13 protein-coding genes and 1 riboswitch are annotated in these 14,828 nt (G+C 52.5%); of the genes, 10 read left to right on the top strand and 3 right to left on the bottom strand.

The features are described 5' to 3' along the window. Positions 1-7: 7 nt before the first annotated feature. The 9 genes from trpS to IMCC13023_RS02555 all read left to right on the top strand — a co-directional run bounded on the left by trpS (position 8) and on the right by IMCC13023_RS02555 (position 9,584). Positions 8-1,012, top strand: coding sequence for a tryptophan--tRNA ligase (gene trpS, locus IMCC13023_RS02595; RefSeq protein ID WP_007540924.1), 1,005 nt, complete (start codon positions 8-10; stop codon positions 1,010-1,012). 39 nt (positions 1,013-1,051) lie between these two features. Next, positions 1,052-1,199, top strand: a riboswitch (FMN riboswitch). A gap of 66 nt (positions 1,200-1,265) precedes the next feature. After that, complete coding sequence (gene ribD, locus IMCC13023_RS02590; RefSeq protein ID WP_040324843.1) at positions 1,266-2,294, top strand: bifunctional diaminohydroxyphosphoribosylaminopyrimidine deaminase/5-amino-6-(5-phosphoribosylamino)uracil reductase RibD; 1,029 nt, start codon at positions 1,266-1,268, stop codon at positions 2,292-2,294. Continuing rightward, positions 2,294-2,884, top strand: coding sequence for a riboflavin synthase (locus IMCC13023_RS02585; RefSeq protein WP_007540920.1), 591 nt, complete (start codon positions 2,294-2,296; stop codon positions 2,882-2,884). Before ribD ends, IMCC13023_RS02585 begins: the two co-directional genes overlap by 1 nt. Continuing rightward, on the top strand, positions 2,885-4,126 hold the full coding sequence (locus tag IMCC13023_RS02580) for a bifunctional 3,4-dihydroxy-2-butanone-4-phosphate synthase/GTP cyclohydrolase II (protein WP_007540918.1): 1,242 nt from the start codon (positions 2,885-2,887) through the stop codon (positions 4,124-4,126). After that, a complete protein-coding gene (ribH, locus tag IMCC13023_RS02575; protein ID WP_007540916.1) occupies positions 4,123-4,587 on the top strand; it encodes a 6,7-dimethyl-8-ribityllumazine synthase in 465 nt (154 codons plus the stop codon). Before IMCC13023_RS02580 ends, ribH begins: the two co-directional genes overlap by 4 nt. Positions 4,588-4,717: 130 nt before the next feature. Beyond that, the gene (locus IMCC13023_RS02570) at positions 4,718-5,566 is read left to right on the top strand and encodes a hypothetical protein (RefSeq protein ID WP_007540914.1); all 849 of its coding nucleotides are present in this window, start codon (positions 4,718-4,720) and stop codon (positions 5,564-5,566) included. A 4-nt stretch (positions 5,567-5,570) separates the two neighbouring features. Further along, positions 5,571-7,358: an ABC transporter ATP-binding protein gene (locus tag IMCC13023_RS02565; protein ID WP_007540912.1), complete on the top strand. Its 1,788-nt coding sequence runs from the start codon at positions 5,571-5,573 to the stop codon at positions 7,356-7,358. 16 nt (positions 7,359-7,374) lie between these two features. After that, on the top strand, positions 7,375-8,679 hold the full coding sequence (locus IMCC13023_RS02560; protein ID WP_007540910.1) for a kynureninase: 1,305 nt from the start codon (positions 7,375-7,377) through the stop codon (positions 8,677-8,679). Between the two features lie 80 nt (positions 8,680-8,759). Continuing rightward, positions 8,760-9,584 carry a tryptophan 2,3-dioxygenase gene (locus tag IMCC13023_RS02555; RefSeq protein ID WP_007540908.1) on the top strand — a complete coding sequence of 275 codons (825 nt, stop codon included), beginning with the start codon at positions 8,760-8,762 and terminating at the stop codon, positions 9,582-9,584. Here the strand turns inward: IMCC13023_RS02555 and IMCC13023_RS02550 are convergent. After that, positions 9,581-10,432 (bottom strand): bifunctional methylenetetrahydrofolate dehydrogenase/methenyltetrahydrofolate cyclohydrolase, encoded by an 852-nt coding sequence (locus IMCC13023_RS02550; RefSeq protein WP_007540906.1) that lies wholly within the window; start codon positions 10,430-10,432, stop codon positions 9,581-9,583. The two genes, IMCC13023_RS02555 and IMCC13023_RS02550, sit on opposite strands and share 4 nt — an antisense overlap. Before the next feature lie 4 nt (positions 10,433-10,436). Continuing rightward, positions 10,437-11,693 (bottom strand): serine hydroxymethyltransferase, encoded by a 1,257-nt coding sequence (gene glyA, locus IMCC13023_RS02545; RefSeq protein WP_007540904.1) that lies wholly within the window; start codon positions 11,691-11,693, stop codon positions 10,437-10,439. 82 nt (positions 11,694-11,775) lie between these two features. On the opposite strand from glyA, the gene purU reads away from it, so the two are divergent. After that, positions 11,776-12,633 carry a formyltetrahydrofolate deformylase gene (gene purU / locus IMCC13023_RS02540; RefSeq protein WP_007540903.1) on the top strand — a complete coding sequence of 286 codons (858 nt, stop codon included), beginning with the start codon at positions 11,776-11,778 and terminating at the stop codon, positions 12,631-12,633. Here the strand turns inward: purU and IMCC13023_RS06975 are convergent. Then, on the bottom strand, positions 12,609-14,792 hold the full coding sequence (locus tag IMCC13023_RS06975; protein ID WP_007540901.1) for a glycine-rich protein: 2,184 nt from the start codon (positions 14,790-14,792) through the stop codon (positions 12,609-12,611). The two genes, purU and IMCC13023_RS06975, sit on opposite strands and share 25 nt — an antisense overlap. Positions 14,793-14,828: the final 36 nt, after the last annotated feature.

Raw genomic sequence — 14,828 nt, 5'->3', positions numbered from 1 at the left:
ATAGAAGATGACTAAACCAAACCTGCTATCAGGAATGCAACCGTCTGCTGCAAGCCTTCACCTTGGAAACTACTTGGGTGCACTTACCCAGTGGGTGGCGATGCAGGATCAGTTCAACGCCTTCTACGTGATCGTTGACCTGCACGCGATTACGGTCCCGCAGGATCCAAAGCTGCTCCGCGAAAACACTCGTCGAACAGCGGCTCAGTATCTGGCGGCAGGATTAGACCCAGCCAAGAGTGCATTGTTTGTACAGTCTCATGTCCCTGCTCACGCTCAACTAGCGTGGGTGCTGAACTGCATAACCGGTTTCGGAGAAGCCTCGAGAATGACGCAGTTCAAGGACAAGAGCCAAAAGGGTGGCGCAGACAATTCATCTGTCGGCCTATTCACATACCCAATCTTGCAAGCGGCGGACATTTTGCTTTATCAACCGACCGCAGTTCCTGTCGGCGAAGACCAGCGTCAACACCTCGAACTTACCCGCGATTTGGCGATGCGGTTTAATGCAAGATACGGCGAAACTTTTACCATTCCAAAAGCAGAAATCCTAAAAGAAACCGCCAAAATTTATGACCTTCAAGTGCCGACCGCAAAGATGTCAAAGTCAGCTAATGACCCCAAGGGGTTGATAAACCTAATGGACGAGCCCGCGCAAATAACCAAGAAAATAAAATCTGCAGTAACCGACACCGATGGTGATATCCGGTTTGACAAGGAAAACAAGCCGGGCATTTCTAACCTGCTCGGTATTTACTCTGCACTCACCGGAGAGCCGGTCTCCAAATTGGAAGCAGGCCTTTCTGGCAGTGGTTACGGAACACTCAAGACTGAAGTTGCTGAAGTAGTAGTTGCGGCACTGGAGCCCATCAGAACTAGAGCCAATGAACTACTCGAGGATCCGGCTGAATTAGATCGATTGCTTGCCAAAGGGGCAGCTACGGCCAACGCGACTGCAGAAAAAACTCTCAAGGCCGTGTATGCAAACCTTGGGCTGGTAACTCCGGTCTGAGGAATTTCTAAGCTCAAAAGAGTATTGTTTCAGGTAAGCACAGTTCTTCGGGGTCAGTGAAAATCTGAACCGGCGGTTATAGTCCGCGACCCGACTGGGAACATCGCAACCAGCGATGAGACTCCAGGCGGTTGACTTGGTGGAAATCCAAGACCGACGGTTAAAGTCCGGATGAGAGAAGAACTAGGGCGCTACTTGCGCCCTCTTATTTTCCGTTCCCGCGGTTCTGTGTTACCAGAATCGAGAGGGAAAGATGCCAAGCGTAGAGCAATACGAATCCGCGATGCGCCGCGCCCTGGAGATCTCTCTAAACGGGCCAGCTATTGGCATAAACCCTCGGGTTGGCGCGGTAATTTTGGATTCGACTGGCGCCGTCGTGAGTGAGGGTTGGCATAAGGGTGTCGGCAGCGACCACGCCGAGGTCATGGCCCTTGAGCACTTCGCAGAAACTTTTCCAGGCGCTTCTCTCGAAAATCACACCGCAGTGGTCACTCTAGAGCCGTGCAACCATGTTGGTAAGACTGGGCCCTGCGCCTTGGCTCTTGTTGAAGCTGGCGTCAGTCGAGTTGTATTCGCGTCCGCTGATCCCGGGGATGAGTCAAGCCTGGGGTCTCGAACCTTGAAAGATGCAGGGATCGAAGTAATACCCGATGTGCTTCTAAAGCAAGCCGAAGAGCAAAATCGAGTCTGGCTCGGCTCTAAGCGCCTCGGTAGGCCATTTGTGACCCTGAAGTGGGCTAGCACATTAGATGGCCGCAGTGCGGCCTCTGATGGCACTAGCCAATGGATTAGCGGCCCTGAATCAAGGGCAGACACTCATTCGAGGCGTGCAAGCGCGGACAGTATTTTGGTGGGAACCGGTACCGCCATTGCCGATGACCCCGAGCTAACGGCCAGGAGGCCAGACGGTAGTTATTTTGAAGATCAACCAATCCGAATAGTTTTGGGCGAATCAGCAATTCCGAATGATTTGCGTCTCTTTAATGACAAAGCAAAAACCATTCAAATCCAAACGCGTGACCTGCACGACGCACTGCAGCAACTTTGGGCGCTGGGCATAAAGCACGTTTTTGTTGAGGGTGGGCCGAAGCTTGCGAGCGCATTCGTTGCAGCCAAATTGGTAGATGAATTCATTGTTTACTTGGCGCCAAAACTTCTCGGTGGCCCAAACACGGCACTCGGTCAAATCGGAGTTGCCAGCATCGAAGATGCAGCCGAGCTTCAAATACTTGAAACCAGACAACTTGGAAACGACATATTTATCAGAGCGAGGAGCGCCTAATGTTCACCGGAATCATTGAAGAACTTGGAACCGTAACTGGAATTACCAAGCAGCCAGATGCATTGCGTCTAACGATAAAGGGCAAAATGGTGCTGGACGACCTGAAGCGAGGAGATTCGATCTCTTGCTCGGGCACTTGCCTAACCGCTATCGAGATTGATGAGAATGGATTCACCGCAGACGTCATGATGGAAACCATCAAACTAACCAGCCTCATGGAGGTGGTAGTTGGTGACCCAATCAACTTAGAACGCGCGATGAATGCCCAGACTCGTTACGGCGGACACGTCGTCCAAGGGCACATCGATGGTGTCGGAGAGTTTGTCTCGCGTGAGACCAGTGAGAACTGGGATTGGGTAAGAATCAGAATTCCTCGCGAGCTCTTGAGATACGTAGTGATGAAGGGGTCGATCACCTTTGACGGCATCTCGCTCACCGTCAATGAAATATCCGACGATGTGATTGGGCTTTCTTTGATTCCTGAGACGCTGCAGGTGACAACGCTGGGTTCCAAAAAGCCCGGATCAAAGGTCAACGTTGAGGTTGATGTAATGGCAAAGCACATCGAGAGACTCATGGAGTTCAAGTAAATGGAAATTGTCGAATCAAGTATCGAAGAGGTTCTTAGTGCGCTGCGGGCTGGCAAGCCGGTTTTGGTTACCGACGCTGCAGACCGCGAGGACGAAGGCGACGCGATAATTGCCGCTGAGTTTGCAACGACCGAGTGGATGGCCTGGATGATCCGCTACACCTCAGGATATATCTGTGCGCCCATGACCGAGCAGCGAGCCAATGAGCTTGACCTGCCCTTGATGTGGGTAAAAACTCAAGACCCGCACCGCACTGCCTACACGGTGAGCGTCGACGCTACCGATCGCGCAACAACCGGTATCTCAGCCGCCGACAGGGGACTAACCGCGAGAGTGCTGGCTGACCGGAGCTCCGGACCGCTTTCACTGATACGCCCAGGTCACGTTCTTCCGCTGCGAGCGAAAGACGGTGGGGTGCTCGAAAGAGCCGGCCACACCGAAGCCGCAGTTGACCTCATGAAACTAGCTGGCCTTGAGCCGGTTGCCATGATGGCCGAGATGGTCAATGACGACGGAACAATGATGCGCCGACAGGAATTATTTCAGACCGCCCTAAGGTTTGACTTACCTATGACTAGCATTTCGAACCTGAAGGAGCACTTGGCTAAGCGTGCCCCGAAGCTGAATCCCAGCACTAATAGGATTCGTTTCGACGCCGAAGCAAAGTTGCCCACGACGCACGGCGACTTCCGCGTACGAGGCTATTACGACGTGCAAACAACTGCAGACCACGTAGCCATCATCTCGGGCAATCCGACTGGAAAAAATGTTCTTGTTCGCCTGCATTCAGAGTGCATTACGGGAGAAGCCTTTGGGTCGCTGAAGTGTGAATGTGGCCCACAGCTAGAAGGTGCAATGGATGCCATCGCAGCGGATCCTAAAGGCGGAGTAGTCATTTACCTGCGCGGCCAAGAGGGCCGCGGTATTGGACTACTCAACAAGCTAAAAGCCTATGCACTCCAAGAACAGGGCCTAGACACCGTGGATGCGAACCTTGCTCTTGGTCTCCCAAGCGAAGCACGCGAGTACGGAGCAGCGATTGCTATCTTGCAAGACTTAGGCATCAAAAGCGTTCGCTTGCTGACAAACAATCCTGAAAAGCGAGAGTCTCTGGAGAACGCTGAAATAGCTGTGACCGAGACAGTTCCCCTGATTGTTGGCCTAGCAGAGCAGAACCTTGAGTATCTAGCCGCTAAGCGCGAACGCATGGGACATGAGTTACCCGCTAATCTGGACAAGTGAGCGGTAGCGGAGCACCAAACCTTAAAGTTTCAGCAATCGGCAAAAAAGTCGTCATTGTTGCAACCTCTTGGCACCCGGAAATAATGGCGGGCTTGATCTCGGGAGCTCAAAACGAACTCAAAGTTTCCGGAGCGGTTGATGTGCAATTAAACATGGTGCCGGGAGCATTCGAACTCCCACTAGCGGCGAAATGGGCTTTTGAAAAAGGCGCCGATTTAGTCATCGCGCTTGGCGTTGTGATTCAGGGCGGCACGCCACACTTTGACTACATCTGCTCTTCGGCAACAGAGGGTCTAACAAGAGTGCAACTCGATGCAAACAAGCCTTTGGGTTTCGGCCTGCTAACGGTAAACAACGAGCAGGAAGCACTTGATCGAGCTGGCCTCGAGGGGTCCAAGGAAGACAAGGGCGCAGAGGCCGTTCAGGCCGCGCTTGCCATGTCGACGCTAATGGCCGGCTAACGGTAACTTCTAATATGCTGCTGGCCGCGGCCTGGTTATAGGGATCTTCGGCATTTCTGAGGTCTGCAAATCTCATTTCGACTGCTGCCTCAAAGAAGAACTTTAGCTACGGCGCTTGTATCTTTAGTAGATGACTAAAAAGCTTGGTAACCGCAGGGTTAGCGGAACCGAGCAGTACTACACCCCAAAAGACCTTGCAAACGAACTCGTGGAGCTGACCCTAAGAACCATCCCCCGTGCGATTGAAAGGTCCTTTCTTGAGCCCGCAGGTGGTACCGGCAGTTTTATTGAGGCACTCAATTTGGCAGGAATAACGGCGATAACTTCGGTCGATAAGTACCCGATGCACCCGAGCGTGATCCAAGCTGACTTTCTCGAGTGGGAAACAAAAGACACGGATTTGCTAACCATTTCAAATCCTCCGTTTGGAAGAAATAATGCGCTCTCCGTGCCATTTTTCAATCGAGCCGCTAAATTCTCCAGCAACATTGCCTTTTTGGTGCCTCGGTCCTGGCGTAAGTGGTCGGTCCAAAACCGCTTGGATCCGAGCTTCCATCTAGTTCTAGATGTTGACGTTGCCGTTCAGTACGAGGATGTTTTCGGGGAAAAAATCGCAAAGCGCAACGACCTAAGAACCTGTTTTCAGATTTGGGAAAAGCGTGTTGAGCTGCGACCGGCGATAGCCGTTCCTGACAACGGGTTTATCCAAAAAACGACTCCAGATGAGGCGGATCTAGCCATAAGAGTTTTTGGGTACGGGTGCGGAACTGTGATGAACGACTTTCCACGGCAGCCAAATACTACTTTGATGTTCCTGAGAGTTTTGGATAAGAGCATAAAATCAGCTCTCCAGGACCTAGATTATGAGAGATTCTCAATAAATACCGCCTACACAAGAGCCCTTTCTCTTCAAGAAATAAACTTTTTGATCAATGAACAGGTCTTTGGGGATGGCTTCCATAAGAAGTTAGGTTTATAAAGCAGTGAGCGAGTATTACCAAGATCCAACTCAGAACCCAAAGAGCCGTGAGTATCGCGGTCCGAGGGCGAAGCTGAAGGACCTTCTGCCGTATCTGGCGGACCACAAGAAAACTTTGATTTTGGCACTGGTGCTGTCGATTATCGGTTCACTGTTAGCGCTGGGGCAACCACTCTTGATTGGTCAGCTCATTACAGCTGTGCAAGAAAATCTGGATACCACCCTGCTTGCCTCGCTGATTGTGGGCCTAGTCATAACCTCGGCGCTGGTGAATGGGTTCCAGTACTACCTGCTCTACAAGACCGGCGAGGGCGTGGTGCTGACCACGAGAAAAGCGCTGGTTGCCAGAATGCTGAGGCTTCCAATTTGGCAGTATGACCGCCGCCGAATCGGTGACCTTGTTTCTCGGGTCGGATCGGATTCAACACTGCTGAAGGCCGTGTTGACTCAAGGGCTAGTGGATGCTCTCGGAGGAATACTGCAGTTTGCTGGCGCAATAATTGTGATGGCCTTTATCGACCCGCTGCTTCTGGGAACAACGCTGCTTGTTGTGTTTGTCGCCGTTGGAGCGATTGCACTTACCGGTAGGCGAATACGCTCTGCAACTACCAAAGCGCAGATGCGCGTTGGTGAGATGAGCGCTGCGGTTGAGCGAGCGCTAAGTGCAATCCGAACCATCAAGGCCTCCCGGGCAGAGCTTCGCGAAACTGAGGAAATCCACAAGGACGCTGAGGCTGCCTACGACCAGGGACTCAGCATTGCAAGGCTTTCAGCCATCGTCTCCCCTATTGCTCAGGTCGCCTTCAACTCAGCTTTCATAATTGTGCTTGGGCTAGGTGGCCTAAGGGTTGCAACTGGCGCAACAACCATTGCCTCACTGGTTACCTTTGTCATCCTGTTGTTTTTCATGATCGGGCCTCTTATCTCAGCCTTTGGTGCCTACACGTCAGTGATGGGAGCCTTAGGTGCGCTGGCTCGCATCAAGGAGATCATGGATCTTGATGAGGAAGAATCTGGTGGAGACAAGCTGCCTAGAAAGGGCACCAACAACACCGCCATTGAATTCAGAGACGTTGAGTTTCACTACGCGACCGAGGAAGGTGAAGAGCCTCAACCGATATTGAAACAGCTGAATCTGAAAATTGCTCGCGGTTCAAGAGTCGCTCTGGTTGGACCCTCAGGTGCTGGCAAATCTACCGTTTTCTCGCTGATCGAGCGGTTCTATGAGCCGACCAAGGGACAAATTCTGCTCGACGGTCAACCGGTAACTGAATTTTCAAGAGACTCACTTCGGCAGCAACTTGGCTATGTTGAACAGGACGCTCCAGTGTTAGCGGGATCGCTGAAGGACAACCTGTTGCTGGGCAAAGCTGACGCAACAGATGAGGAGCTCGAAGCGGTCCTCAAAAAGGTAAACCTTGCCGAGGTACTAAAACGAGACACCAAAGGCCTGGCCGCAGAAGTCGGTGAAAATGGCATCATGCTCTCAGGTGGTGAGCGACAGCGCTTGGCTATTGCCAGAGCGCTGCTGGCCTCTCCCGAGATCCTTCTGCTAGATGAGTCAACCAGTGCTCTAGACGGTCCGAATGAACAGCGCATGCGCGAGGCCATCGATGCCGTAGCGCATGACCGCACCCTTTTGATAATTGCTCACAGACTTTCCACAGTGGTGGATTCAGACCAGATTATTGTTCTAGAGCATGGCGAAATTGTTGGAGTTGGCACCCACTCTGAGCTAGTGAAATCCACCCCGCTCTACACTGACCTAGCAAAGCACCAACTGCTGGTTTAGCAATAGAGTAGGGGGCATGACCGCTCATAATCAGATCACTGCCGAACAGGTATCCCTTCTGGATGCTAACGATCCATTGGCACACTTTCGCGACGAGTTTGTGATATCGGACTCCGAGGTTTGCTACCTGGACGGCAACTCATTGGGCCGGCTGCCAAAGCGCACAATCGATGAGGTAAATAAGTTTTTAACCAGCGAGTGGGGACCGGAGTTAGTAGACGGTTGGTCGCACTGGATAGATCAAGCCCAACCCGCAGGAGATCTTTTGGCTCGTGCCGTGCTTGGAGCAGGCGAGGGTCAAACCCTGGTCTGCGACACCACCAGCGTGAATTTCTACCAACTCTGCGTTGCAGCCATAAGGGCAAGGCCGGGGCGCAAGACAGTGATTATCGATTCATCTAATTTCCCCACCGACCGATACATTCTGGCCGGCATCGCTGAATCAATGGGGCTCAATCTTGTAACACTTGATACCGACGGCTCTGGCGGACCCGGGGCAGTAAGAATCGAGTCAGAGTTCGAAAGAGTTACTGCTTCCGAGCTTGCTAAGCACCTGAACGACGACGTCGCAATGGTCACTCTTCAAGCAATCAACTATCGATCCGGTGCAAGGCAAGACCTTAGAGCAATAACCGATCTAGTCCGCCAACACGGAGGGCTTGTGGTCTGGGATTGCTCTCACGCCGCCGGTTCTATTCAGCTAGATTTCGAGAAAAACGGCGTTGACCTAGCGGTTGGGTGCACCTACAAATACGGCAATTCTGGCCCGGGTTCACCGGCTTGGCTGTTTGTCTCAAAATCGATTCAGACGGAGCTTCGGGTTCCAATTCAGGGCTGGTTCGCGCAGGAAATGCAGTTTGAAATGGGGCCGGATTTTGAGCCGGCTGACACCATTCGGCGCTACCAGATTGCCAGTCCCTCAATCATCGGCATCAGAGCTGTTGAGGTTGCCTACGAGATGATTGAGCGCGCCGGTATTGAACTTATTGAGGAGAAGGCCGCCAAAGGCACAGAGCTGATGATGGACTTGTTCAGGCAATGGCTAGAGCCACTGGGATTTGAAGTTGCCTCTCCCTCTCAAGCAGCACTCAGAGGTGGTCACATAATCTTGACTCACCCGGAAGCAAGACAAATCGCATACGCGATGCGGAAGATCTCAAAGGTAATACCTGACTATCGAGAGCCGAACGCAATTCGGGTGGCTATTTCTCCGCTGGCGACCAGCTACACAGAGGTATTCGAGGGGTTTTCGCGATTGCGAGACTTGGTCGAAAGCGGAAAGTACATGAGCATCGAGCAAGATGCCAACCGGGTTACCTAAGCCTCAAGCCTTCTCTTATATGCAAACTAAATAGCCAGAAAAGCTGGCAGTGAACACTCGGACACAGCGAATGGATAACAGTGGAACAGAATAAGCACGTCACCTATATTTCGTACCTCAAGATTGACGAACTACTCGCGCTGCAACTGCCCTTGAGCGATGGCCCAGAGCACGACGAATTGTTGTTCATCACAATCCACCAGGTCTATGAACTCTGGTTCAAGCAGGTCCTTCACGAAGTCGCCGCCCTACAGGTCACGCTGCAAGAAGGTAACTCTCATCGATCCATGGCACTGCTAGGTCGAATCCGAACCATTATGAAGACTTGCGTCTCTCAACTGGACATCCTGGAAACAATGACGCCGCTGCAGTTCAATTCATTTCGAGAGCGCCTAAGCTCCGCGAGCGGATTCCAGTCTGCACAGTTCCGCGAACTTGAGGCCGTTCTTGGAAGACGAGATCAGGCTGGGGCAAAAGCCGATGCCAAATCGGGCATGGGGATGGCGGAGCATCTAATTGCCGGCTCCCCTGCTCGCGCAAGAGTAGAAGCTGCAATGACAAGGATGTCGTTGTGGGATTCGGCCCTGCACTATTTCAACTCGAGAAAAGCAATACCAAAGGAGTTGCTATCTAGAGACGTCACCGAAGCCTGGGAACCCCACGAGGGTCTGCAGGATATTCTTATTGAACTTCACAGAAATGACCCGGAAGCTTCCATGATTGGCGAGGCTCTAGTCGATTTGGATGAGGGGCTTCAGGAGTGGCGTTATCGTCACGTCAAGATGGTTGAGCGCACTATCGGGCACAAAATTGGATCCGGAGGCTCTTCGGGAGCAGGCTATTTGGCAAGCACGCTTTTCAACCCGGTATTCCCGGATCTTTGGGCCATCAGGTCCCGTTTTTAGCCGGCAGCCAGCACAACGTTTCTAACGAGCATTGCTCGGGTCATTGGGCCCGCACCGCCTGGATTCGGAGAGATGTGACCGGCAACCGTCGCAACAACAGGGTCGACATCGCCTACAAGCTTTCCGTCAACTCTTGTTATTCCGACATCCAACACCGCAGCGCCGGGCTTTATCCACTCAGGTCTTATGAAGTGAGGGCTTCCCAAAGCCGCCACCACAATATCTGACCTCGAAATAACTTCCTCGATGTGCCTGGATGCACTGTGGAGCAAAGTTGGTGTCGCATCAATGCCCTTGCGAGTGAGCATTAGCCCGAGCGGTCTACCCACGGTCAGCCCTCGACCGATAATTGCAACTTCTGCCCCTCGAAGACTCACGTCGTAGCGCTCTAGGAGTTCGATGATCCCGCTTGGAGTGCAGGGCAGTGGGCTACTGATTTGACCACCGGTGTTCATAACCAACCGGCCAAGATTCACCGGGTGAAGTCCGTCGGCATCTTTATCGGGATCGATTAGTTCCAGCATTTCGTTGGCATCGATTCCACCCGGAAGCGGCAACTGAACTATAAAGCCGGTCGCTTCCTTGGCTTGATTGAGGTCCTGTATAGCAGCCTGGACATCGGCTCTAGAGGCAGTTGCTGGAAGATCGATTCGAATAGATTCGATTCCAACCTCAGCGCAATCCCTATGCTTACCGGACACATAAGAAAGTGACCCCGGGTCATCGCCCACCAAGATTGTTCCGAGCCCAACGTTGATACCCCTGGCCTTCAGACCAACAACCTCAGCTGCAAGCTCTGTCTTTATGGCTTTGGCTGTTGCTAAGCCATCAAGTATTAGAGCGGTCAACCAACTACCTAGTTTCTAGTCCGTCGTAAAGCGGGAAGGCTTCGGTCAGAACTCTAACTCTTGCTTTCAATGCGGGTAAATCAGCACCTGGAATGAGGGCGTTAGCAATGATGTCTCCAACCTCCACGAATTCTTCGTCGCCAAAGCCTCTGGTTGCTAGAGCCGCAGTACCAATGCGCACCCCAGAGGTCACCATTGGCGGCCTAGGGTCGTTAGGAACTGAGTTCTTGTTCACTGTCACACCGGCCTCGTGCAATAGGTTCTCGGCCATTTGACCGTCAACCTCAGAGTTCCTAAGATCAACAAGCACCAAGTGAACATCGGTGCCGCCAGTCAACACTGAAACTCCGGCCCCAGTGACATCGGCTTGGTTCAGCCTGTCTGCAATAATTCGCGCACCAGAAATGGTTCGTTCTTGACGCTCTCGAAACTCCGGCTGCATAGCTGCCTTGAATGCGACGGCCTTGCCGGCAATTACGTGCATCAATGGCCCACCCTGCTGTCCAGGGAAAACCGCTGAGTCAATCTTCTTTGCCCACTCTTGCTTGCAAAGAATCAGACCGGAGCGAGGACCGCCAAGGGTCTTGTGAACTGTAGTGGAAATCACATCGGCGAAAGGAACTGGGCTTGGGTGAACTCCGGCAGCAACAAGTCCTGCGAAGTGAGCCATGTCCACCCACAACTTGGCGCCCACCTCATCGGCGATTGCCCTGAATGCAGCAAAATCTAGATGCCTTGAATATGCAGACCATCCCGCAATCAGAACCGCTGGCTTTACCTCTATTGCTCGCTGACGAACGGTCTCCATGTCAATCAGATGTGTCTCTGGATCTAGCTCGTATGAGTGCCCCTCATACATGCGTCCCGAGAAGTTAAGCTTCATGCCGTGAGTCAAGTGACCGCCGTGGGCAAGGTTTAGACCCAAAATGCGGTCTCCCGGACTTGCCAGGGCCATTAGTACCGCCGCGTTTGCAGAGGCTCCCGAGTGCGGCTGAACGTTTGCGTGTTCGGCGCCAAATAATTCCTTTGCACGCTCTCTTGCAAGATCTTCGGCGATGTCTACCGCTTCACAGCCGCCGTAGTAACGCTTGCCCGGATAACCCTCAGCGTACTTATTGGTGAGGACTGAACCCTGGGTTTCTAAAATTGCAGCGGAGACAAAGTTCTCACTCGCAATCATTTCCAGGGTGTGGCGTTGACGATCAAGCTCCTGCTGCAAAACCGCGGCAATTTCCGGATCAACTTCGCTTAGCGGGGACATAAATTTCACTGAATGAGTAAGCATCTCTCAACTTTATCAGAGTTATTTCGGTCGGGCTGGTAGGCGCCAATAGTATTGAGGAATGCAAGCTGCCAAAGAACATTGGGTTCTGACTTTTATCTGCCCAGACCGACCAGGCATAGTCCACGCAATCTCTGGAGCCGTGGTTGCTGCCGTTGGAAACATTACCGAGAGCCAGCAGTTCACCTCACAGGACACTGGCCGCTTTTTTATGAGACTGCAGATTGAAGCGGACATAACAAAGGCAGACTTCGAAAAACAATTTGAGGCCATCGCCGAGACTTTTCAGATGCAGTACGTGCTTGACCATGTAGACAGGCCCATGCGGACTATCGTCTTAGTTACCAAAGCCGATCACTGCCTAAATGACCTTCTCTACCGTCAGCGCGCTGGGCAAATTGCAATCGAAATCCCTAAGGTCTTTGGCAACTCTGACGACCTACAACAGTTAGCTAGTTTTTTTGGAGTTGATTTTGAATCACTCCCAACTAACAACCTCGGCGATAAGGCCAACTTCGAAAAACGATTGCGTGAAATTATTATTGAACACGACATCGAACTTATTGTTCTGGCTCGTTACATGCAGATTCTTTCCGCCGAATTCTGTGAGGAGTTTGCTGGAAAGATAATAAACATCCACCACTCATTCTTGCCGGGCTTTAAAGGCGCCAACCCATACGCCCAGGCTCATGCTCGAGGCGTGAAGCTCATCGGTGCGACCGCCCACTTTGTGACCGAAGATCTCGATGAAGGTCCGATCATTGAACAAAACGTGACCAGAGTTGAACATGCATCCACCAAGTCACACCTGGTTCAGATCGGCCAAGACGTGGAATCCAAGACCCTTACCCAAGCAGTTCGCTGGTTTGCCGAGCATCGAGTGCTACTTGATGGTCAACGTACCATCATCTTCCGATAAACAATAAAAGCCAAGACTGCTGCTACCGCTCCACCCGCCAACCAAGGCGAAATCCGAGCAACAGAGTCTGGTCGCGCAGGTTTTTGGTCTCCCGAAGCCAACTCAGCTACGTAGGCTGACTGTGAAGCTATTTCGCTCTGATCGAGTAAATCGCCTTGGTCTTTTTTCACAGTGGCTTCGCTCTCGAGTTCTTGAGGCTCAGGCTCAGAAGCGGCCGGCGCTGACTTTGAATCAACTGGCGATGAGACAGGTTGCTTTGACCGAGTTGGAACCGTGGAGACCGCTTTGGGCGGTGACTCTTTTTCAATTGGAATAACCTCTTCACTTTCAACGAACTCCAGGATCTCTTCAACGATCTCTTGGTCTACAAACTCGGGCGCCTCAATCGGTGAATGGATCTCATCCGGGAGCCCTGGCGCTAGTTGACTCGGAATCTGTAACGCGGGTTCACGAGGAGCCACCTCAAGCGCCGGCTCTGGTGTTGCTGGGGTTGGTTCTGTGGTTGGTTCTAGGGCTACAAGTGTGAGCTCGAGAACTGAGTCGATAGCTGGACCTGAGTTTCCCGCCGAATCAATCAGGGAAAATGCCGCTAATTTCCAGCTCATGCTCCCAGGCGCGCAGCCAATATATTCGAAGGTTACTTCTCCTTCTGAAAATGTTGTAATTGGAAGGCAACTTATTTCATCGGCGAGAAACTCGACGGCGGCGTCCTCCACTAGAGAATCGTCGTGTCTGAGCGAGATTACCAAGTTAAAGTTGCCGTCTATCTCGGTGATTTCAGGCTCGAGCCATTGCGATGTCGGAGCGATTGTGTCTCTTGATAGTTCAAGGACAGTAGGCTCAGAAGGACCCAGATTACCCATTGAGTCAGTCACAACGTTTGACGCAAGAGTGATTATGATATCGCCCTCCTGGCAATCGTTCAGGCTTAGCCTTTGGTTCAGAAGCACTGTTTCGTCACATCCTGCGACAAGAATGTCCTCAGAAGACAAACCAGAATTATCCTCACTGCCAATAAGGTCAAACACGTAGTCGTGATCAGCAGAAATAATTTGATCGAAGGTGAACTCGGGCCCAACCAAGTCAAGCTCGATCTGCAGCGAGGCACTCGTGTCATCAGTTAGCAAAGCCGCGGCTTCAGGTGCCAATGCAGCTAGGAATCTCGAGTCGACGCAGCCCTGAATTTGAAAGACATATGTTGATCCAGTTAACTCAGGTTCACTTACGATGCAGGCAGTGTCCACGACTTCCAGATGGGTCGAGTTGGGACTAAAGCTACCCTCTACCTCCATGCTGATCGAAATCTCGTTATTACTTAGCTGGGTGCCAGCAAACAAAGTGATTATCGATGGAACCTCATATCGAATGACCACTCGGCCCGCTGCATTCTGGACTCCTGCTTGATGGTTGATGTTGGTCACTAGAGACGTGTTTGCATATGAAGACCCTCCTCCGCCGCCACCGGCATCAGCGCAGCAAGAGTCGTCATCCGCTCCACCACCGCCGCCACCGAACCAACCGCCGCCGCCACCTCCACCGCCGGCGTTCCAGCTGCTACCTCCAGTTCCTCCAATCCCAAAACCACCGGGTTGTGCCGAACTGCCGCCGTTGGAGGCACCCGCGGAACCCCCAGAGCTTTCCCGACCGCCGCCTCCTCCAGAACCTTGTCCCGATCCGCCGTTGTCGGCGACTAGGTTTCCACCGGCACCACCAGCAGCTCCGGCATAGCCGCCGCCACCTCCGCCGCCTCCGGCCACAACAATCCGATCGTTTAGGTTCGTACCGGAGCGAATGTCGCTGGCTCCCCCACCGGAACCCTCGTTGCCCCTGGAGCCTCCGGCTCGGCCGCCTCCGTTATATCCGCCTGGGGCCTCAGCATTGATGACGCCCTCGCCGCCGACAAACACCCAGAACCCAGTCGGGAAGTTTATGAACTCCCCAGTTACGCGGCCGCCCATGCCGCCTCTACCTCCGGCGGCTCCACTGATTTCAAAGGAAACATTTTTGGCGCCGTCAGGGACCGTGAAGTACTCGGCATTACCGGTGTATTCAAAGACCAGTTCGCAGATTCCGTCTGGACACTCTTCGGCTTGAGCGGGTACAGCTCCAAAAGCTATTGAGGAGCAAAAAGTAAGGGCTAATAATGATCGAAGTTTCATGCCACACAAAGTAAAACTCCCTGCAGTTTCCTGCAG

It is taken from the genome of Candidatus Aquiluna sp. IMCC13023, assembly GCF_000257665.1.
Lineage (GTDB): Bacteria > Actinomycetota > Actinomycetes > Actinomycetales > Microbacteriaceae > Aquiluna.
The sequence above is the reverse complement of the archived record's forward strand: the minus strand, read 5'-3'. Positions and strand labels throughout refer to the sequence as shown.